The sequence below is a fragment of the Carnobacterium pleistocenium FTR1 genome, assembly GCF_000744285.1.
GTDB classification, from domain to species: Bacteria; Bacillota; Bacilli; order Lactobacillales; family Carnobacteriaceae; genus Carnobacterium_B; species Carnobacterium_B pleistocenium.
This window is the reverse complement of record NZ_JQLQ01000002.1, coordinates 414551-434461: the sequence shown is the minus strand read 5'-3', so window position 1 is coordinate 434461 and position 19911 is coordinate 414551. Positions and strand designations below refer to the sequence as shown.

General features: G+C 35.0%; 21 protein-coding genes and 1 pseudogene. 5 read left to right on the top strand and 17 right to left on the bottom strand.

Translation table 11 applies throughout. The features are described 5' to 3' along the window. The first annotated feature begins 74 nt into the window (after positions 1-74). A complete protein-coding gene (locus BP17_RS02265; protein ID WP_035051294.1) occupies positions 75-962 on the top strand; it encodes a fructose bisphosphate aldolase in 888 nt (295 codons plus the stop codon). 233 nt (positions 963-1195) lie between these two features. Here BP17_RS02265 and BP17_RS02260 read toward each other — a convergent pair whose 3' ends face one another. Next, positions 1196-2122, bottom strand: a complete 927-nt coding sequence (locus tag BP17_RS02260) for a metallophosphoesterase family protein (RefSeq protein WP_035051292.1) — start codon at positions 2120-2122, stop codon at positions 1196-1198. 472 nt (positions 2123-2594) lie between these two features. On the opposite strand from BP17_RS02260, the gene BP17_RS02255 reads away from it, so the two are divergent. Both BP17_RS02255 and BP17_RS02250 read left to right on the top strand, forming a co-directional pair. Beyond that, positions 2595-3005, top strand: coding sequence for a general stress protein (locus tag BP17_RS02255; protein ID WP_035051291.1), 411 nt, complete (start codon positions 2595-2597; stop codon positions 3003-3005). After that, positions 2977-3345 (top strand): FAD-dependent oxidoreductase, encoded by a 369-nt coding sequence (locus BP17_RS02250; protein WP_232219588.1) that lies wholly within the window; start codon positions 2977-2979, stop codon positions 3343-3345. Before BP17_RS02255 ends, BP17_RS02250 begins: the two co-directional genes overlap by 29 nt. A 73-nt stretch (positions 3346-3418) precedes the next feature. Here BP17_RS02250 and BP17_RS02245 read toward each other — a convergent pair whose 3' ends face one another. Continuing rightward, positions 3419-3748 (bottom strand): thioredoxin family protein, encoded by a 330-nt coding sequence (locus BP17_RS02245; RefSeq protein WP_035051289.1) that lies wholly within the window; start codon positions 3746-3748, stop codon positions 3419-3421. Between the two features lie 262 nt (positions 3749-4010). Here BP17_RS02245 and BP17_RS02240 point away from each other — a divergent pair, with 262 nt between their 5' ends. Then, positions 4011-4292: a glycosyltransferase family 2 protein gene (locus tag BP17_RS02240; RefSeq protein WP_035051288.1), complete on the top strand. Its 282-nt coding sequence runs from the start codon at positions 4011-4013 to the stop codon at positions 4290-4292. Continuing rightward, positions 4283-4615: a hypothetical protein gene (locus tag BP17_RS02235; RefSeq protein WP_035051287.1), complete on the top strand. Its 333-nt coding sequence runs from the start codon at positions 4283-4285 to the stop codon at positions 4613-4615. Before BP17_RS02240 ends, BP17_RS02235 begins: the two co-directional genes overlap by 10 nt. Before the next feature lie 61 nt (positions 4616-4676). Here the strand turns inward: BP17_RS02235 and BP17_RS02230 are convergent. The 15 genes and pseudogenes from BP17_RS02230 to BP17_RS02160 all read right to left on the bottom strand — a co-directional run bounded on the left by BP17_RS02230 (position 4677) and on the right by BP17_RS02160 (position 19774). Beyond that, positions 4677-5567, bottom strand: a pseudogene (locus tag BP17_RS02230) (SDR family oxidoreductase). A gap of 411 nt (positions 5568-5978) precedes the next feature. Beyond that, on the bottom strand, positions 5979-6167 hold the full coding sequence (locus BP17_RS02225) for a hypothetical protein (protein WP_035051285.1): 189 nt from the start codon (positions 6165-6167) through the stop codon (positions 5979-5981). Positions 6168-6346: 179 nt separating this feature from the next. Then, a complete protein-coding gene (locus BP17_RS02220) occupies positions 6347-7348 on the bottom strand; it encodes an acrylyl-CoA reductase family protein (protein WP_035051284.1) in 1002 nt (333 codons plus the stop codon). A gap of 344 nt (positions 7349-7692) precedes the next feature. Continuing rightward, positions 7693-7974: a YkvA family protein gene (locus tag BP17_RS02215; protein ID WP_051910414.1), complete on the bottom strand. Its 282-nt coding sequence runs from the start codon at positions 7972-7974 to the stop codon at positions 7693-7695. A gap of 84 nt (positions 7975-8058) precedes the next feature. Further along, positions 8059-9378: an amidohydrolase gene (locus BP17_RS02210; protein WP_035051283.1), complete on the bottom strand. Its 1320-nt coding sequence runs from the start codon at positions 9376-9378 to the stop codon at positions 8059-8061. Then, on the bottom strand, positions 9375-11081 hold the full coding sequence (locus BP17_RS02205) for an adenine deaminase C-terminal domain-containing protein (RefSeq protein WP_035051282.1): 1707 nt from the start codon (positions 11079-11081) through the stop codon (positions 9375-9377). Before BP17_RS02205 ends, BP17_RS02210 begins: the two co-directional genes overlap by 4 nt. An 81-nt stretch (positions 11082-11162) precedes the next feature. Beyond that, complete coding sequence (locus tag BP17_RS02200; RefSeq protein ID WP_035051281.1) at positions 11163-12209, bottom strand: ABC transporter substrate-binding protein; 1047 nt, start codon at positions 12207-12209, stop codon at positions 11163-11165. Between the two features lie 28 nt (positions 12210-12237). Beyond that, positions 12238-13278: an ABC transporter ATP-binding protein gene (locus tag BP17_RS02195; protein WP_035051279.1), complete on the bottom strand. Its 1041-nt coding sequence runs from the start codon at positions 13276-13278 to the stop codon at positions 12238-12240. Positions 13279-13392: 114 nt separating this feature from the next. Next, on the bottom strand, positions 13393-14172 hold the full coding sequence (locus BP17_RS02190; RefSeq protein ID WP_035051278.1) for an ABC transporter permease: 780 nt from the start codon (positions 14170-14172) through the stop codon (positions 13393-13395). Continuing rightward, entirely contained in the window at positions 14165-14998 is an 834-nt protein-coding gene (locus tag BP17_RS02185) for an ABC transporter permease (RefSeq protein WP_035051276.1), read from the bottom strand. Before BP17_RS02185 ends, BP17_RS02190 begins: the two co-directional genes overlap by 8 nt. A 231-nt stretch (positions 14999-15229) precedes the next feature. After that, positions 15230-15619 (bottom strand): hypothetical protein, encoded by a 390-nt coding sequence (locus tag BP17_RS02180; protein ID WP_035051275.1) that lies wholly within the window; start codon positions 15617-15619, stop codon positions 15230-15232. 8 nt (positions 15620-15627) lie between these two features. Further along, complete coding sequence (locus BP17_RS02175) at positions 15628-16335, bottom strand: VIT1/CCC1 transporter family protein (RefSeq protein WP_035051274.1); 708 nt, start codon at positions 16333-16335, stop codon at positions 15628-15630. A 524-nt stretch (positions 16336-16859) separates the two neighbouring features. Further along, complete coding sequence (locus BP17_RS02170; protein ID WP_035051273.1) at positions 16860-17828, bottom strand: electron transfer flavoprotein subunit alpha/FixB family protein; 969 nt, start codon at positions 17826-17828, stop codon at positions 16860-16862. Between the two features lie 15 nt (positions 17829-17843). Continuing rightward, on the bottom strand, positions 17844-18638 hold the full coding sequence (locus BP17_RS02165; protein ID WP_035055010.1) for an electron transfer flavoprotein subunit beta/FixA family protein: 795 nt from the start codon (positions 18636-18638) through the stop codon (positions 17844-17846). A gap of 5 nt (positions 18639-18643) precedes the next feature. Next, positions 18644-19774 carry an acyl-CoA dehydrogenase family protein gene (locus BP17_RS02160; RefSeq protein WP_035051272.1) on the bottom strand — a complete coding sequence of 377 codons (1131 nt, stop codon included), beginning with the start codon at positions 19772-19774 and terminating at the stop codon, positions 18644-18646. Between the last annotated feature and the right edge of the window lie 137 nt (positions 19775-19911).

Here is a 19911-nt window from a genome sequence, read left to right as displayed (position 1 = left end):
AAGATTCATTACCCATTTAACGGGTTGAGCTTTCTTATTTACTGTTCTTAAAACTAATCTAAGGAGCTGAAATTATGCAAAAAGAGCAATTCGAACGAATGAAGAATGGTAAGGGTTTTATTGCAGCATTAGACCAAAGCGGTGGAAGTACTCCAAAAGCTTTGGAACTCTATGGCATAGCACCTGAGACTTATTCAAATGAAACTGAAATGTTTGATTTAGTCCATGATATGCGAACTCGTCTAATGACTTCTCCAGCTTTTAATTCTGATACAATCTTAGGTGCTATTTTATTTGAACAAACAATGGATCGCAAAGTTGAAGGCCTTTATACAGCCGATTACTTATGGGAGAAAAAAGGTGTAGTCCCATTCTTGAAAATTGATAAAGGATTAGCGGAGGAAACAGATGGTGTTCAGTTAATGAAACCTAACCCTGACCTCGATGAATTATTAAAAAGAGCTAACGAACGTCACATATTTGGAACAAAAATGCGTTCGTTGATTAAAGAAGCTAATCCTGAAGCCATTAAAAAAGTGGTTACCCAACAATTTGAAGTCGGCAAACAAATCATTGCAGCCGGACTTGTTCCAATTATTGAACCAGAAGTGGATATTAATAGTAAAGATAAGGAACAGTCTGAAACCCTTTTGAAAGATGAGATTTTGGCTCAGCTAGATACTTTGAGCGAATCAGAAAATGTCATGTTGAAATTATCGATTCCAACCATCGATGATTTTTATAAAGAATTGATTGATCATCCAAAAGTTATACGAGTAGTAGCTCTTTCTGGTGGTTATACCCGCGAAAAAGCTAATGAAGCATTAACACGTAACCATGGTTTAGTTGCTAGTTTTTCAAGAGCCTTATCTGAGGGGTTAAGCGCTGGTCAGTCAAGTGAGGAGTACAATGCATCGTTAAAAGAATCGATTAAACAAATTTATAACGCTTCGATCACTTAATAATTTAATGTTAGGAAGCTACAGAATAAACACAACGTATAATAAGGTAATCCCTTTATTATACGTTGTGTTTTCACTTTTAACAGTATACTCTTGTTTACATAAAAAATCAAAACACGACATTTTTAGTTAATAGTTATTTCTAATCATTAACTAAAGGCGTTGGTATCCGTGTACCAAGATAATTCACCACAACTAAATAGTATAAAACTTTATCTTCGTGTTCATTACATTTATATCTTACTATTATTTTTATTCCAGCCTTCCAACGTCATATCAAATTCTTCAATTGGTTCCGGTCCTCGCATGATATCTTTTTGAATGATTAAAACACCTTTTGCACTTACTTGAGTTTCCCATCTTATCAACTGGACTTTACCTTCTTTTATTTCAATTCCCGTAATGCTCGTGGGATAGACACAGCAACCGGTGTTAAAATATGGAAGATCTTTATTTTTTGGATATTTAAATCGATGTGTGTGACCGCAAATAAGCATTATCTTATTCTTTGTGATCCATTTGTTGAAGTTCCTTTCAATTTTATGCCGTTTTGCTACATTTTTCACTGGACTTGTGGGATTTCGAATACCAAATCCATGCAGAAAACGCCAAAAGAATTTCAATGATAACATAGTGAAAAAAGCAAATTGATCATTTGGCGCATCACCTTGGTGGCCATGTACGGTCAAAATTTCTTGTCCTGTTTTTTTGTATCTCAATACCAGTGCTTCAATCGGTTTGATTCCTTTTAAGAAATCAAAAAATTCTTCAGTGTATTCATCGTAATTTGTGTAATAATTTTCTTTCACAAACTTCGGATTTTTTAAAGCAATATCATGGTTGCCATACAATTTTATTAATCGACCATCATCAAAAAAATTTTTAATGACATTATACACTTCACTATGTGCATTTTTTGTGAAAGTAAAATCAGAATACTCTAACAGTTCATCACCATCTCCAGCTTCAATATAAGTAAACTCATTTTTATAATAATACTTTAGAGCATGCAGAAAAACATTTCGATTTCGCGTAAACTCATCTGTTATATTTCCATTTCCGCGATGAACATCGCTAAAAAATATATATTTAGAATTCTCATCAAACTCTTCTACTCTAGCTTTTTTATAAGCTTCCGTTAACCTTCTATCTATAAACATCTATTCCACCTCATAATTAATTATCACTTTTTTTCATCAGCAACCGAATTGCTAACCTTGTTAACAGTATACTTTATCTGGTCTAGTAAAAAAAATGATTGCTTTCATATTTTTATAACCATTTGTTTAAGAAAGTAGATATCTTTTTTGAAACTGTCGTTGACTGTGCTTTTAAAACCAATAGTTTAAATAAACTTGACTGTTATTCTTTTAGTTTTTTTATGTACCTCTTGAAATCATTTTACCTTAAAAGGGTTTCTTGCTTCTAAAAAACATATACCTACGTTTTTAGATAGCCAAATAATTTTTATTAAACTTTTTAGCTATCATTAGAACTTTGAATGCTTCTACATTCATACTCCTATTTTTTTAGATTCCCTTTTCCTAAGCTCTTTTTTTTGCTTTAATTTCCTTAACTTTTATATAATAACCATGAGTCAAACAAATTAATCTTAGGGAGGAATAGAATATTATGAAATTTGTAAAAGGAAGTTACCTCACTTTAGAAGAAGCTAGAATCGCCGTTGACGAAGTGGTGGCTGAAGGCTATGACAGAAAATTGATCACACTTGTCACAAACAGAGAAACTGCTGATAACTTACCCAATGATTTAGATGTGGGTGTCTCTATTGAGCACGCTGACAATGATGGTAGCGAAGATGAATCATTCATGGACAAGGTGAAAGGTATCTTTACAATGAGTGATGACGAAGCTGAAAATGCAAACGTAGACACAACAGATGACAGTTATGACGAAATGGATGATGGTTACGAAGTGGATGAAGCTGTATTGAGTGATTATAAAGAGGATATTAATAGCGGTTCTATTGTTATTCTCGTAGATGATTTCAGTGATGAACCAGGCGTACAAGACCCTCGATAACAATACTCCCTCAGGAACGACGGAAATCAATACTACTCTTCATCTTGATGATGGGTCTACAGTAGAAGGGGATGCGTTCGTTATCGGCTTAGGGGTCTCCCCTCGTGTATCGTTAGCTGAACAAACCGGTCTTAAAACAGACGATGGTGTTTCTGTTGATGAATACTTGCGTACCAAGGATCCCTCTATCTGGGCTGCTGGTAATAGTGCTTTTTATCCGGATAAAATTTCAGGCAAAACACGGATCAAACATGTACCAGATTTAGCTGCTGTTCGTGCTATTTTGAGTGATCCACCGACCAATCCCCAATCTTTAAAGCGCATGATTCGTTCCAAATAAAAATAATCATCCGAACAAACTAGCCCCACCTTATAGCTGCTCTAACAGAGTCTAGAAGGTGAGGCTAATTGATTTAACTATTTTCAACAACTCGCTGGAAATTCTTATGCAGGTCATCCATTACAACAAACCGAGCTTCGCGAATCACTTCTTTTCCTTCAGCGAATAGCAATAATGCTGGAACAGTGAATACTGTGAATTGGCTGGCAACTTCGGGAATATCATCTGCACTGACTTGAATAGGTTTAATAGATGGGAATTCTTTTAGCATCTCTTGTACTCGTGGTTGAACAGCATGACAAACACCACAATTTTCTCTTGAAATATAAACAAAAACAAGAGTGTTCTCTTTTATAACCTGTAAAACTTCTTCTATGGATGATGCTTGAGAAAATGTATTCACTTTTCATTCTTCTTTCTATTAGTTGATTATCGATTAGAGGAAAATGCTTGCTTCTGTCTAAATTTAGATGAATGGACAGCTAAATTTAGATATGCCAATTCTCGACTTAGATATTTCTTTCAATTTAGCAGGATAGATTCCATTAGTCAACAAAAGAGATTAAAATCGTAGACTCATTGTAACCCGATACATAGATTTGGCGTTTTCATGCTTTAATAGAACCTATTCTATTTTCAAAACATTCCTATTAGGAGGAAACGCTATGATTTCAATTATTGTATCCGTTCAAAATGTTGAAAAATCATTACCTAAATGCCTACACAGTATCAAAGGGCAAACGTATCGCAATTTACAAGTTATCTTAATTGATAATGGTTCCATTGATAAAAGCAGTGAAATTTGTAGGAAATTCACTAAATCTGACTCTCGCTTTAAAGTCATTCATATAGAAAGCAGCAATCTTTCCGTGGCTAAAAACACTGGTCTTTCTTTTGATCAGGACAGTGAGTTTTATGAAGACCTATTAGTCACCATTTGCCAGTAAATGTTTTAAAGCACAAAGAAAAATTAACAGGATTAAAGGTCCTAGAAAAAGCCATTGATTTATTATCCCAAGACTCTTCAATCGATACAAGTGTATTAAAAAATTACCATATTCAATTGACTCTTTCTTCATTGTTTCTCTTAGTAAATTCAGAAAATGTAAATGATCCCTTAATAGCTGAACTTAAAAATAAGTTACCCTACTATAGTATGACCGAACATAAAGATAAAAATTTAAGAAAAAGTTGCGTGATTACCCTTAAAAACATAGGATTGGGTAAATTTTATTGGGACATTTTTTATAAAAAAGAAGTAACAGAATAATAAAAAGGTAGTATGGTCATTAGAATAAGACCATACTACCTTTTTATTTAATTTCACGTTACTAAGCTAACTCGATACCGCCTGTTACACCGTAAATTTGAGCTGTGACATAGCTAGATTTTTCAGAAGCTAAGAAAACATAAACGTCTGAAAGTTCTACCGGTTGACCAGCACGTTTTAATGGCGCTTCTTGACCAAACGTTGGAATAGCTTCACTTGGCTGTCCACCAGAAATTTGCAATGGTGTCCAAATAGGTCCTGGAGCTACAACGTTAACTCGAATCCCTTTGGGTGCTAGTTGTTTTGCTAAACCACGGCTGAATCCGTTAATGGCAAATTTAGTTGCTGCATAATCCAATAAATTTGCGCTTGGATTATACCCTTGCACAGAAGATGTTGTGATGATTGTAGAACCTTCTGGAAGATACGGTAAAGCAGCTTTGATGACCCAAAAAAGAGAGAATACATTAATTTCAAATGTTTGACGTAATTGTTCTGTTGTAATATCAGCAATATCTTTAACAGCTTGTTGTTTGCCTGCAATTAAGGCTAAGATATCTAACCCGCCAAGTTCATTGTATGCTTTATCAACTAATTGCTTACAAAAAACCTCATCACTTAAATCACCAGGAATAAGAACTATTTTTCGTCCCTCTGCTTCAACTAACTGCTTAACTTCCTCAGCATCTGACTACTCTTCTGGAAGATAATTTAATGCTATGTCGGCACCTTCACGCGCATATGCAATAGCTGCAGCCCGACCTATACCAGAGTCTCCTCCTGTTATCAAAGCTTTTCGTCCAACTAATTGCTCATTACCCTTATAAGATTCTTCACCACAATCTGGACGAGGTTCCATTTTATTCTGTAAGGCAGGAGGTTCTTGATATTGTTTTGGAAAATCATCTGCAAAAAATTGTTTTAATGGGTTTTCTAATTCTTTATCTGTCATTATCTCTCTCCTCTATTCGTAGAATAAAACTATCTTAAAGTGTCCATTGAAGAACTTCAAATTATATGCCTTTATTTAATAATTATTGAAAATAAATAAAATCATCCATGTAAGAAATGCAACATAGATGATTATTTTGATTTGATTTTCTTTTATATTTATTCAAGTTTACTATTATACTCGCTAGTTACCAAACAAAAATTCGATACAAAAAAAAGTGTACCATGGAAAGAAATTCATTGTGAATATCTGAAAAACACTTCTAATTATGGTGATAACTTTTTATTAAAAGTAGCATTAGCTAGCTTATGTCCAGTAAATCGCTGAACTCAAACTAGCTAATTGATTGCGTAGTAAGAACTTTTGCTTTTAAAAGTCATTACTGTATCAGACTTTTAAACATTCTTATTACTATTTTCCTAATCCGCCTAAAGGATTACCGCCAACCGTTTTTTTAGCTTCGTCCATTAATTCCTTTTTTTCATTTTTATCAATAGAACCATCTTCATGAGCTCTTTTTACTTCTTTTATTAATTGTCCTGCTTTTTCTTTGTCTACACTTTTGAGTTTTTGTTTCAATTCATCAAATTTTTGACTCATCCTAACATCTCCTCTTTCATTTATTTGTAGTACGCCTTAAGAATAGAAAAAACAGATAAAAATTTCAAAGGATTTGATTTATACTTAAAAATAAAGGTATTTCATCTAATAATAAACAAAAAAGGTTTTATAGTTTTTAGTATAGATGACCTACCATTAAATTATTTTCTCTGCCAAAGTTAAACTATTTTAACCAACGTTCTTCCTTTCATTTCACCCGCCATAATCTTAGCAAAAGATTTTGGTAATTCTTCGAGTGTGACTTGGTGATCAATCATACGTTCTAACTGTTCAGGTTTCATATCTGTTGCAAGACGATTCCACAATGCTATTCGTTCGGTCAAATTAAAATCTACTGAATTAATTCCATAGATATCGATACCTCGTAAAATAAATGGCAAAACAGTAGCCTCAAATTTTATTCCTCCCGCATTTCCACTTAAAGCAACTCCACCATTTGAAGCAAGTTGAGCAAGATAATCAGAAAGATACTCTCCACCAACTGGATCTATTACTGCTTGCCATCTTTGCTTGCTTAATGGCTTTCGTTTTTCTAAATGCGACTCGTCTGGGTGAATAACTTTATCCGCACCAATAGCCACTAAGTAATCTTGCTGTTCTGCTTTTTTACGTGATTCAGCTTCAACAGGGTAACCTAATTTTGAGAGGATCTGAACAGCCATACTGCCGACCCCTCCAGTAGCGCCTCTCACAAGAACGGGAAGCATTGCTTTTTCTAATCCATTTTTCTCAAGGGCCTGAACAGATTGCCCAGCTGTAAAGCCAGCTGTTCCGATAATCATTGCTTCTTTTAAACTGAGACCTTGTGGCAATTTCACTACCCATTCTTTTGGAACACGAGCATACTCACTAAAGCCACCCAAATGGTTTATTCCTAAACCATAACTCGTTACAATGACCTTCTCGCCAACTGAATAATCTTCTGTTGTAGACTCTACTACCTCGCCGCTCAGATCAATTCCCGGAACGATTGGATAAGAGCGAATAACTCCGTTTTTACTATTTGTCGCTGCAAGTGCATCTTTGTAATTCACACCAGAATAATGTACCTTGATAAGGACTTCTCCTGGTGGTAAATCATCTTTTGATAATAATTTCACCTTCGTTACAACTTTTCCTTCTTCAATTACATCAGCCCATAATGCTTTAAATTTATTCATTTTTTGAACTTCCTCTCATTCTCACTTAGTTGCTCTAATACAGTCTTAAAAATAACATCTTATCGCTTTACAAAAAGCGTACTAAAAAAAACCAAATTAAGCAATCGTTTTCATTTATACTCCAACTAATCCTTGATGGAAGAGTTGGAGTATAAAGTGAAGCTACATATCTATGAAATGACTCTTCACGGCGGAGTGACAACAAAACGTTTCTTACTTATCTATGAAAGTTAGTTTCATAGATAAGTAAACCAAATAAACCTTGCTTTTCCGTGGAAAAGCAAGGTTTGAACGTGCTGTAAGACTAGAATTACTCCAGGATTTATTTTTTTCTAATTCAGTTGTTAAACCTTTTCAGCTTCTTTTCTTACTTGAGGCGTATTAGGTTGTAGATCCTCTGAAAGGAGTTTATTAGCAACTAGGAAAAGAATCGGTAGGATAACGTCGTCTGCATATCCGACTACCGGAATGAAGTCGGGCACAAAATCGATAGGACTAATAATGTACAGAATGATCCCTGCTACCATTAGTTTCTTTTTTCCGCTTGTTTTTGTATTAAATAAGGAAAGGATCAGAGATTTCACTTGCGACATTGGAGTCTTCATTTGTTTTGTCTTCATTTTCATCTTTATATGACCTCCATATAATTTGATTAAGTCAAGTATAGCTGCAATTCCACTATAACGTATCGGTCTAAAGCATGATTTTTTTTAAATTAACTCTCTAGCTTTTTTTGAAAAATCTGTCATTTCAGCTGCTAGGTTTGAACGCAAATCAGATAAATTGTTATTTACTAGTTGTTTGTTTCGAACAACTGATGTCCCATTAATAAAAACATCCTGCACATTTGACGCATTCGCAGAATAAACTAGTGCTGCATAAGGATCAAAAATTGGAAACATATTTACAGAACTTGTTTCAACTAATACTATATCAGCTCTTTTCCCTACTTCCAAAGAGCCAATTTGATTTGCCATATTCAATACTTTTGCGCCTTCAATAGTCGCCATTGCAAAAATTTCTTTAGCTGGAAAAACACTTCTATCGTGGAGCGTTGTTTTATGAAAATTAGCAGTCAATTTCATTTGTGTAAATAAATCAAGTGTGTTGCCGCTACTGGGTCCATCTGTTCCTAAACCTACTGGAATAGCTAATTCAAGCATATCTTTTATGCGAGCAACTCCTTTAGCAGACTTGGTGTTCGCTCCGATGCAGTGAGCCACACCGACACCCTCCTCTTTTAAAATTTGCAAATCTTGATCTGATAAATGGATACAGTGGGCTGCAATAAAGCGAGGGTTGAGAACTTTAAGCGACTGTAAAAATCCAATTGGTGTAGTGTTATATTTTTTTCTAAAATAGTTTAATTCATAATCCATTTCTGCTACATGCATGATTAATGGAATGCCGTATTTTTCTGCTAACGCAGCAGCTTCTTTTATTGCTTCTGGATCATTAGTATTCGGGGCATGTGGGGCAATCGCCGGTGTGATCAATTCATGGTTAAGCCATTTTGGAATAAATTTTTCAGCATAATCAATACCGCCATGAGCTATTAGGGTATCACAAGTCGGAAAGTCAACAACTGTTTCCCCTAAGATGGCTCGTGACTTCATTTCATCGGTAGCTTGTGCTAAAGTATCTTCAAAATAGTACATATCTACAAACGTTGTAATACCAGCTAACTGCATTTCCGCAATCGCATATTTGCCGCTATGATATGCTAATTCTTTTGTCATGCAGGCGATTTCTAGAGGAAATAGAATACGACGCAATCGATCAGGGCAGTCATCTCCTAATGAGCGAAAAGGAATCATTCCAATATGAGTATGAGTATTTATCATTCCAGGTATTGCAATGGTTTGATCACCATCAATTACTTTATCAAATTCGGTCTCTTTTTGTACTAATTGATCATATGACCCAATTTCCAAGATTGCGTTATCTTCTATTATTAGATAACCATCAGAATATTCTGTTCGTTTATCATCCATTGTTAAAATATGGCTATTTTTTATTAAAGTCTTCATCTAATTTCCTCCAGTAATGGAATAAGACAGTGACTATGCACGTCAAACATACCTTTATCCGTGATTTTAATAGCAGGAGACACAGGTAGAGACAATGTTGAAAATGACATGATCACATTAGAGTTATGGTAGCCTAAATCAACCATGCTCTGTCTTACTTCGCTTAATTGCTGTCCAATGACTTGAATAGGTGCATCACTGATAATCCCTCCAATCAAAAGGGGACAACAGCTGACTACTTGCTCATTTTGAACTGTCAGATAGCCTCCTTGTATTTCAACCAACTTATTTTGTGCTACTATTAAATCTGCAATAGATGTTCCCATAACCATTAAATTATGGTGATCATGTGCCCAGGTTGTTCCTATCGCTCCTTTTTCTGTCAATGCATTCTCAACTAAGCCATATGCTTTATTTCCGTTTTTTCCATAACGTTCCATTACTACAATCAATGCTAAACCACTTGATTCCCAATCTAAATATCCCTCTTTTATTGGCAGTTCTTTTTGAATGCATTCTGTAAATGTTCCTACTTCAGATATATGGATTACGTTACAGACTGCTGAGCTTCCTTCAGCTCGTATCTGAAAATCACTCTGTTCAGCTTTCTCACAATGCACGGAAGAATAAAAATAATCAGGAAAATTTGGTTTCATTTCAGGATAACCTATCTCATTCCCTTTTTCATGTACCAATTTTCCAGCTTTATAAACAGCTGTAACTTCCATTTTTTCTGGATCTTCTAATAGAATAAAATCAGCTTTAAAACCAGAAACAATTGCCCCTCGATCTTGGAAACCCATCCTTCTCGCAGGAGTATAGGTTGCCATGTATATTGCTTGTTCAATAGGGAGACCCGCTTCAATAGCCAACTGAACATTTTTATTCAAATGCCCATTCAGTAACTCATCTGCCATAATATCATCCGTCACAATGGCACAATATTCATAAAAGTGATTTTGAACGATGGCTGCTATATTTTCTTTAGTTATCGATTTGTGCTGCAGCTCAACAAACATCCCACTGCTAATTTTCTCATATATGGACTGCGGACTTTGTTGTGTATGATCAGCTGTTATTCCTTGGTACATAAATTTGGCTAACTCTATTCCTGATACTAACGGTACATGTCCTTCAATCGGCATAAATGGTTTCTCTTGTTGGACTGTGTGTAAGATTTGACGAATCAAAGAATCAGAATCATTTACGATACCGTCAAAATTCATTGCTTCTCCAAGAGCAATCACTTTAGGGTGGTTCAATAATTGTTGAACTTCTTTTATTCCCATAAATCCACCAGTGGTTTCTAATGCTAAAGTAGTTGAAGGGACCGAAGAAGGTATTGCATAAAAAATATCCATTTCTGTTTCTTCCTTCATAAATGCGTCCATGCCTGTTACACCAAAAACATTCACCATTTCATGAGCATCTGCAACAACCGTTGTTATTCCATGGGATAAACCTGCTTTAGAGAAAATAGCAGGAGGTACCATGGAGCTTTCAATATGCATATGAATATCAATTAATCCTGGAATCATGTAGCTCCCTTTTGCATCAATTACACCACTTGGTTTCAAATCTGTTAGAGTATCTATCCCCGTTGAAAAGAATTTACCATTAAGAATGGCAACATTTTTCCATTCAAATACTTTTAAAAAACTATTAAATACTTGGACATTTGAAATAAGTGTATCTACTTTCATATCGTTTCCACCTTTCTACTAACTTCCTAAGCTAAAAAAATAACCTCCTAAAGAGGTTATTTTCTATTATCAGACCTTAATCTATTGATTCATCGTTTTGTTCCACATGTCGATCCAATCGTCCAGTTGTGTATTTACAAAATCAAAATCAACTAATTTTGTTAATTCAGCAATATCACCATATGTTTTATTTTCAGCAACTTCTCCACTTAATTCAACGTTTTTATTTGTAGGAGCCTCATTTAAAGAAGCCGCAGTAATCATTTGTAATTCTTTACTTAATCTCCAGTTTATAAAATTATAAGCCATTTCTTTATTTTCAGAATTGATATTAATATTTATGGTATTAAAGTTTGCATACGTTCCAGAAAGGGGAACAACATATTGAACAGATGGTTGAGCTTCAGAGATCATTGGAATTGCAAAATCACCTACAACTGCTGCAACAATTTCACCAGACTGAAACATATTGGCTAAGTCAGAGGATTTAGCATATGTTTTAACAACATTAGGAGCGAGTTCTTCCAGTCCTTCAAAAGCAGCTGCTCCATTATCGGTTGTAATATCTACACCTTTATAATCACTAGCAACATACATCATAGAAGGTCCAAAAGTTGTAGCAATATCTGGAATCGAGATTTTCCCTTCAAGTGAAGGATCCCACAAATCAGAAAATTCATCAATCTTCATGCCGGCAGCTTCTTCATCATAAATGATTCCTATACTGTTCAAGGTATATGCTGCTCCAGAACCATTTTCACTTAAAACTTTTGCACTATCGATTAAATCAGCTAAATTTGGAATTTTTTCTGTATCGATTTCTTCAAATAGTCCTTCAGCTGCTCCTTGAGAAGCATTAGATTGAGGCAGATCAATAATATCAATAGTAGAGTTAGGATTGTTTTCAAATTTAGTATATCTCTCAGAACTCGTACCTGTTTCCACTACAATATCTACTCCATATTCTTCTTCGAACGGTAAAAATATATCTTCTTGCATAACATCTTCACTTAATCCAAACGTCGAAATTACTAACTCTTTATTTTCTCCACTTGCTTCTTGTCCACATGCCCCCAACATTAGTGCACTCATAACGGTTAAACTTGCCAACACTATTTTCTTCTTCATTACTTAAAATCCCCCTTTTTATAATTGCTTACACTAAAACTAACTTTTCCTTTGGGATAACTAAACGAACTTTATCTCCAACCTGATAGGCTTGTAACTGAGCATCATTAACTAAAAGCTTTCCAATAGTTGTTTCTATTTCATACTGATAACTGTTTCCTAAAAAAGTACGAACTTGGATAGTTCCTGATAAGCTATTAGCCAATTTTTCTTGAGCGTAAGCAAGAACTTCAATATCATCTGGGCGAATCGTTCCCGTTACTTGTTGCTTGTTTGCTGTATGCACTGTCTCGATTTGAGTTCCATCTACTGTTGTGTACGAATACAAATCCTGTTTTGTTAAAGTGAAAAAATTTTCAAATCCAATAAAACGAGCTACAAACTCTGTTTTTGGATTTTTGTAGATTTCTTCAGGAGAATCATATTGTTCAATGACCCCGTTGTTCATGACTGCTACTTTATCTGAAATAGAGAAACATTCTTCTTGATCATGTGTAACAAAGACTGTTGTAATACCCAATTTGCGCTGAATTCGTTTGATTTCGATGCGCATGTTGATACGCAATTTAGCGTCCAGATTACTTAAGGGTTCATCGAGTAACAACAATTGCGGTTCAATCACTAACGCTCGAGCGAGAGCTACACGTTGACGCTGCCCTCCCGAAAGTTGTTTTGGATAACGCTCAGCGTAATCAGATAAATCCGTAGCCGCTAAAATGGCTTGTACTTTTTTTTCGATGTTGTCTTTTCTTTCTTTTCTCATCTTCAATCCGAAACCAACATTTTCTTTAACCGTTAAATGTGGAAACAAAGCGTAACTTTGAAATACCATACCAAAGTTACGTTTATGAACCGGAATCTTTGTCAAATTAGTATCACCTACAGTAAAGGTTCCATCATTGGGCTCAATTAGACCTGCAATAACCCGTAAAGTGGTGGTCTTTCCACAACCTGATGGTCCTAGTAAAGAGACCAACTCCCCTTTTTCAATGGAAAGATTAAGTTCTTTCAGTATGTTATTTTTCCCATCATAACTAACACGAATATTTTCTAAATCAACAAATGACATAACAGTACATGTCCTCCTTAAGGATATTTAACTAAACCCTTGTCTTTTACGGTAAGTATTTAACTTTATTTTCACCACTAGTGCAGCTCACCAGTCTACTTTCTAAGTCATTCACTAGACTACTTTTGCCAACCCAAGTGTTTTTTCAATTACAAACATTAAAATAATCGTTCCCAACATTAAAAGTACTGATAAAGCAGAAACGATTGGATCATAATTGTACTCAATGTAATTCATTAAAGTAGTTGGTAAAAGTGAAATTCCAGGGCCAGATAAGAATTGCGAAACAGGTATATTATTAAAAGAGTTAATAAATGCCAACATAAAGGCAGCAAATATGCTGGAAGAGATGTTCGGTAATACGATACTAATAAAAGCCTTAACCTTTGTGCTTCCTAATGTCCAGGCTACTTCTTCTATTGAAAAATCTAGCTGCTCTAGACTAGAGCCTACTACTCGAATAATGTACGGTATACTAATTAAAAAGTGTCCCAATAGTAATCCTTGAAATATAGGTACTTGCAGACGAATAACGATAAATTGAAACAAAGAATACCCTACTACTACACCCGGAATGATGGTTGGCGATAAGAAAAAACTTTTGATCCAATTTTTCCCTTTAACAGACTGTCTTGTTAATGCATATGCAGCGGGAATTCCAACGGCTAAGGCTAATAAAGTTGCAAGAAGAGAAACTTCCAAGCTTAAAAAGAAACTATCTATGAAAGATTGATTTTCAAAAACAGCTGCAAACCAACTAAAGGTAAACCCAGTAATAGGAAATTGAATGGTCGGTTTTTCTCCAAATGAGGTTATAGTTATAATAATTAGGGGAATGAATAAGAAAGAAAATACAGCTCCTGCAACTAATGATAAGCCTCTTTGTTTACGCATCTTGTTCACCTCGTTTGTCAATTCGATTGGCAATTAAGTTAAAAACTTTCATCACAATTAAAGTGGTAACAATCATCAGTAGTGCAATGACACTTGCATCTTTCCAATTACCTAGAGTCATTGCGTTCTGATAAAGAAATGTTGACAGCATCATATTGCGGTTACCTCCAAGCAATTGAGGAGTCGTATAAGCCGTTAGAGTTCCTGTGAATACTAAAACACTTCCTACAATAATCCCAGGGCTACTTAATGGCAAAACTACTTTAATGAAAGCTTTTATACGGCTAGCTCCAAGTGTTTCAGCTGCTTCCATAATTTCTGGATTGATATTTTCCATTATGCCGACTAATGTAATAATTAAAATTGGTAAAAATAAGTATATTGAACCAATAACAATTGAGAATTCCGTATACAACAAGGTTAATGGTTTAGAGATGACCCCAATACTAGACAACACTTTATTGATTACACCGTTTTGCCCTAGTAGATTGATCCAAGCAAAACTTCGAATGACGGAATTGGTTAACATTGGAAATAACGTGAGTGCCATTAGTAATCCTCTCCACTTTGGGGTTGTTCCAGATATATAATAGGCTGTGGGAACACCTAAAAGAATACAACTGATAGTCACAATAAGCGAAATACGAATAGTACGAACAAAAACCCCTACGTTATATGAATCTTGAAAAAAAGAAGTGTAAGAATTAAACGATAATGCTCCATCATAAAAAGTTGGCCAGATAACTGATACTAACGGTACCAACAAGAATAAAATCAATAAGATAAATCCCGGAGCTAGAATTAAATACGGGATTTTTTTCGACATACAACAATTCCTCCTTAGAAAATAAAAAAAGTACAAATCCTCTTTAAAAAACTTGCATATTTCTCTTTATTTCTTAACATTAATGACTCCATACAAATTAGTATACCCGTTTATAAAAGAGCGAGCAACGAAATTAACGAATATATATTTAAGTTTAATTTTTAACGTTCGTGTTTTTTTAGTTTTTTTATATTTACCAAGTTTTTTAGCATAAATCTTTTTTTTGGAAAATTAAAAAGAGATTAGAGTAGAATGAGGATGATTCCTAAAAAAATAAGCCACTAGATGTTTTCCATCTAGCGCCCCATTTCTATTGGCTGTATAATTTTTGGTGTGGATAAATAAATCAATTGAATTACTTACCCAAAATTTTTGGAGGAATAAGGTTGCTTGTAGCCATGTAAAGGATTCAATGAGAATTACAAAACGTTGACGCTTTAGCGGGATTACGTTTCGTTTGAAGCTTGAAAGCCTGTAAGACTTCTTTTTAGGCTTCAGGCGTTCCCTTGGCTCTCCACAAGCAAACCCGTCTATTCCAGAAGAAATTTGATTTTGAAGCACCCTCAGCATTTGACCTAGAACCTTTCTATTTTCTATTTCTTTTAAACTAAATTTTGCCACTCCTAATATCAGATACTTCCTAACATAGCGCCAACAACGTACGCAACTAGAGCAGCCAGACCACCGACTAGTAACATTTCAAAACCTGATTTCAACCAATTAGTATGAATAACTTTAGATTTCATTGCTCCTAAACTAAATAATGTCATTCCAGTAAGGGTTGATGCAATAAGAAAACTATTTTCCAATAAGTTTGGTATAAACATGGCAACTATATAAATCAAAAGCGGAACTACACCAAAGACGCTAAAAGACAAAAAAGTCACTGCAGCATTTTTCATCGGTGAGTCTTCAGTAGTATTAGAACCGTATTCCAATTTCATGACTTGGTTTACAAATGGCTTATCATACTTGGCAAGTGTATTTACTAATAAGTTGGCATCCTCTTCATTGACCCCTTGTTCAATAAGTGAGTTTCTAAGCTGTCCTTTTTCCTGTATAGGATGTTGCGTTATAGCAATTTGTTTTTTATGTCGCACATTTTTTTCATACTCATTTTGTGATTTTGTAGAAAGAAAGTCTCCCACCGCCATCGAAAATCCATCAGCTAGTAGATTTGAAAAGCCTAAAATTAAAACAACTCTAAAAGACAAGTCTCCACCAAAACTTCCCGCTACTACAGCAAAAGTTGTAATAATACCGTCTAATCCACCATAAACAATGCTCTTGATGTATTGCCCACTACGGTTCCTAGGAGTTTCTGATTTATTTTCCATTTTTTTAGCCTCCGCCTATGATTTAGCTATCTCTACCAACTGTTCAATTTCTATCTTGTTAGTAAGTTTAGTAGCTGTATAAACTATGATCTATTACTCTCTTGCTCATGGAAATTTCTTATATGTTAAGTATACTATATTGTTTTCTAGATTCAAATAAAAGTAGGATGGTCACCGACCATCGAGCGAAAACCCTTCAGGCTAAGCCTAAGTGTAAAATGTCTATACGTAGTTGAAGCAACTACAGTCATGACAAGTGGATGTTGAATTTGCTTTTTGGAACACGTTTTATAACAATCCTTCAAGGATCTCTTGGCTTTCCACAAACAAACTTTCCCATTCCAGAAAAAACTTATTTTGAAGCATCCTATTATTTGACCTAGAGCCTTAATAATCAGTAAAAGCAAAAAAGACATCGATACCAAAATTGGTATCGATGTCTTTAATAAATTAATTTTTTGATCAAGCAACTTTCATCATTCAAGAGGTATTTCTTACTTTTTGAACTTTTTTGAAATCTATTTTTATTGAACTACTTTTAAAAAGCCTTTTAAGAAGTCAGCTGAATCTCCAACATAACTGTAATCAGAATGTTTAAAGATAGGTGCTTCTGGATCTTTATCAACAGAAATCACTAATTCCGCATGTTCAATTCCGGTTGTATATTGTACAGCTCCATGGATACCTAAATTAATTAATAATTTAGGTGCAATGGTATTACCAGATTGTCCAATTTGATCATCTCCACTAAATTTAGGATGATCTGTCAGTGGACGGGTAACTCCAATTTTTGATCCTAACTTGCGAGCGAGTTCTTCAGCCATAGCAATTACCTTATCGTCTACAGCACCTCGTCCTAACGCGATTACGCGTTCGGCATTTGCAATACTATCGCTTTTAGAAAGTAAAGGAGTCTCTTCCATGACTTTTATACGATCTGCTACTTTAAAAGGTAAATCAGTTATTTCAGTCACTATGACTGACTTGTCGCTGACTTTAGTAGCTACAAAAGTATTTGGTCTTACAGAAGCCATCTGTGGGCGATGATCTGGACATATAATTTCACACATAATGTTATCTCCATAAGATGGTTTCGTTTGAACTAATAATTCTCCATCAAATGATAAGTTTAAACAATCCGAAGTCAAACCTGTATTTAACTTTGCTTGCAGTCTAGGTGCGATTGAACGACCCACAACTGTAGCTCCAAAAAGAATACTGTTTGGTTGGCGACGATTGGCTAATTCTGCCATTAAGAAAGCAATCTCAGAATCAGCTGCATCTTTCAGACGATCATCTTTTACTACAACGATTTCATCGGGACCATATTCTTTAATAGAATCTTCAAGATTATTATCTGTTGCTTCAAATAGGATAACAATAACTTTTTTACCATTTGCAATTGCATTTGCTTTAGTTATTAATTGATAGGTAACCGGTTGAATGATTCCTAGATGTTTCTCTGCGTATACCCAAATTTCTTGACTAGTCATTTTTTTCCACCTCTTTTAAAGTAAATTGTTGGCTGTTAATTGTATTAGTAATTCACGAATTGCTTCATCTGCTGTCCCTTTAAGAAACTTCGTAGCTTTCGCTTCTTTTTCAGGTGCCCAAACACTACGTACGACTGTTGGAGAACCTTTCAGACCGATTCTATTAGGATCAGCTGACAAACTATTTTCATCCCAAATACGGATATCTTTTTTATAACTTTGTTGAATATTACGTGGTGTTGGATAACGTGGTTCGTTCATTTCGCTGCGAACAGTTACTACTGCTGGTAGTTGGAATTCAATTTTTTGTTGCATATTTTCTAATAATCGAGTTGCAGTCATAGCTTGTTTAGAATAACTGTGTAGATCGCTAACAAATGTGATCTGCGGCCAATCTAAAAATTCAGATACAATGGGTCCAACTTGACTAGTGTCTGCGTCAACTGATTGGCGACCAAATAATACTAAATCTACATCTCCCAATTCTTTTATAGCTTGTGACAGAACATATCCAGTTGCTAAAGTATCTGCTCCACCAAATTGTCGAGAACTTAAGAGTACTGCATCGTCACATCCCATAGCTAAACCTTGACGTAACGTCATTTCGAAGTCAGGAGGTCCCATAGAAATAAGAATGATTTCTCCACCCCATTTATCTTTTAAACGTAAAGCTGCTTCAATGGCGTTCTTATCAAAGGGATTCATGATCCCAGCTTCTCCAGAACGAATTAAGTTTTTAGTAATTGGGTCAATTTTCAAGTTATTAGAAACAGGTACTTGTTTAATGCATACTACAATTTTTAAGCCCATTGAACTCATTCCTCTCCCTCGTTTACAACTTCTTTAGCTATTTCAATCATCATTTTTTCTAACGATCCTTCGGCAAGTTGTAAAGCACGAGCATCACGAATCAAATGTTCCACTGGATATTCTTTACTGTAACCATATGCACCTAATACTTGTAATGCATGGTCAGCGGCAGTTACTGCTGCACGACTACCATATGATTTTGCCATAGTGGCCACTTTAGCATAAGATTTACCAGCTTCTTTTAACTTAGCAGCTTCTTGGTAAAGCAACTGTGTATTTTCTTTTGCAATAGCGATTTCTGTAATTTTTGTTTGAATAGAATGTAATTGAATAATAGGAGTATCGATTGCTTCACGTTTTTTTGCGTACTCAACCGCAATGTTTAAAGCATGTTCAGTAATACCAGCTGCAATCGCTCCCATTAAAATACGAGCGTCATAATGGGCATTATCCCCAATTTCTACACCTTGTCCAATTTTCCCAAGTAGATGTTCTTCACTGACAACAACGTCTTCCAAGAAAATTTCGCCTACAGGTGTGCCATTCATTCCAATAAACTCTTCCCTTTTTCCATGTTTAAATCCGTTCATATCTTCATCCACAAGGAAGCAAGATAATTCCATTGGAGCTGTTTTAAGAAGTACACAGTATACTTGTGCCAATCCGCCATTTGTAATCATCGTTTTGTTACCGTTTAAAATCCACTTATCTCCCTCTTTGACTGCTTTTGCAGTATGTCCCATTACATTAGATCCACCTTGTGGTTCTGTTGAAGCGAAACCAAAGATTCGGTGATTTGCTTGAGGCAAATATTCTTCTTTTAATGCAGGTGTGGCATATTTTAGTACTTGATCAACTGTTTTGTAATGACCTTCTAAGGTAAAAGCAACACTTGCATTCCGACTAGCTAAATCATAGATAGTTTGAGAACTAGCAATAGTATCAAACCCGGCGCCACCATACTCTTCTGGCAAAACTAAGCCTAAAAAGCCAGTGTTCACAAGATCATCCCATAATTTTTTAGGGAAATCTCTTTGTTTATCAATCAACATATCCAGTGGTTTTACTTCTTTATCAGCAAAATCTGTAACCATCTGATGTAACATTACTTGAGACTGTGTTAATTTTATACTCATTTTTTACACTCCTTTGTTCAAATATGCACAATAATAAATACGACATATCTAATAAACTAACTATACCTTGTTTTTTTTGGGATATACTTGATTTAAATCAAGTACAATTAGTTTATAAAGATAATGACCTCTTTTCT

Excerpts from the sequence above, each read along its gene's own strand:
- BP17_RS02265 (WP_035051294.1), top strand. The coding sequence starts at position 75 with ATGCAAAAAGAGCAATTCGAACGAATGAAGAATGGTAAGGGTTTTATT.
- BP17_RS02260 (WP_035051292.1), bottom strand. The coding sequence starts at position 2,122 with ATGTTTATAGATAGAAGGTTAACGGAAGCTTATAAAAAAGCTAGAGTA.
- BP17_RS02255 (WP_035051291.1), top strand. The coding sequence starts at position 2,595 with ATGAAATTTGTAAAAGGAAGTTACCTCACTTTAGAAGAAGCTAGAATC.
- BP17_RS02250 (WP_232219588.1), top strand. The coding sequence starts at position 2,977 with ATGAACCAGGCGTACAAGACCCTCGATAACAATACTCCCTCAGGAACG.
- BP17_RS02240 (WP_035051288.1), top strand. The coding sequence starts at position 4,011 with ATGATTTCAATTATTGTATCCGTTCAAAATGTTGAAAAATCATTACCT.
- BP17_RS02225 (WP_035051285.1), bottom strand. The coding sequence starts at position 6,167 with ATGAGTCAAAAATTTGATGAATTGAAACAAAAACTCAAAAGTGTAGAC.
- BP17_RS02220 (WP_035051284.1), bottom strand. The coding sequence starts at position 7,348 with ATGAATAAATTTAAAGCATTATGGGCTGATGTAATTGAAGAAGGAAAA.
- BP17_RS02215 (WP_051910414.1), bottom strand. The coding sequence starts at position 7,974 with ATGAAAATGAAGACAAAACAAATGAAGACTCCAATGTCGCAAGTGAAA.
- BP17_RS02210 (WP_035051283.1), bottom strand. The coding sequence starts at position 9,378 with ATGAAGACTTTAATAAAAAATAGCCATATTTTAACAATGGATGATAAA.
- BP17_RS02205 (WP_035051282.1), bottom strand. The coding sequence starts at position 11,081 with ATGAAAGTAGATACACTTATTTCAAATGTCCAAGTATTTAATAGTTTT.
- BP17_RS02200 (WP_035051281.1), bottom strand. The coding sequence starts at position 12,209 with ATGAAGAAGAAAATAGTGTTGGCAAGTTTAACCGTTATGAGTGCACTA.
- BP17_RS02195 (WP_035051279.1), bottom strand. The coding sequence starts at position 13,278 with ATGTCATTTGTTGATTTAGAAAATATTCGTGTTAGTTATGATGGGAAA.
- BP17_RS02190 (WP_035051278.1), bottom strand. The coding sequence starts at position 14,172 with ATGCGTAAACAAAGAGGCTTATCATTAGTTGCAGGAGCTGTATTTTCT.
- BP17_RS02185 (WP_035051276.1), bottom strand. The coding sequence starts at position 14,998 with ATGTCGAAAAAAATCCCGTATTTAATTCTAGCTCCGGGATTTATCTTA.
- BP17_RS02175 (WP_035051274.1), bottom strand. The coding sequence starts at position 16,335 with ATGGAAAATAAATCAGAAACTCCTAGGAACCGTAGTGGGCAATACATC.
- BP17_RS02170 (WP_035051273.1), bottom strand. The coding sequence starts at position 17,828 with ATGACTAGTCAAGAAATTTGGGTATACGCAGAGAAACATCTAGGAATC.
- BP17_RS02165 (WP_035055010.1), bottom strand. The coding sequence starts at position 18,638 with ATGGGCTTAAAAATTGTAGTATGCATTAAACAAGTACCTGTTTCTAAT.
- BP17_RS02160 (WP_035051272.1), bottom strand. The coding sequence starts at position 19,774 with ATGAGTATAAAATTAACACAGTCTCAAGTAATGTTACATCAGATGGTT.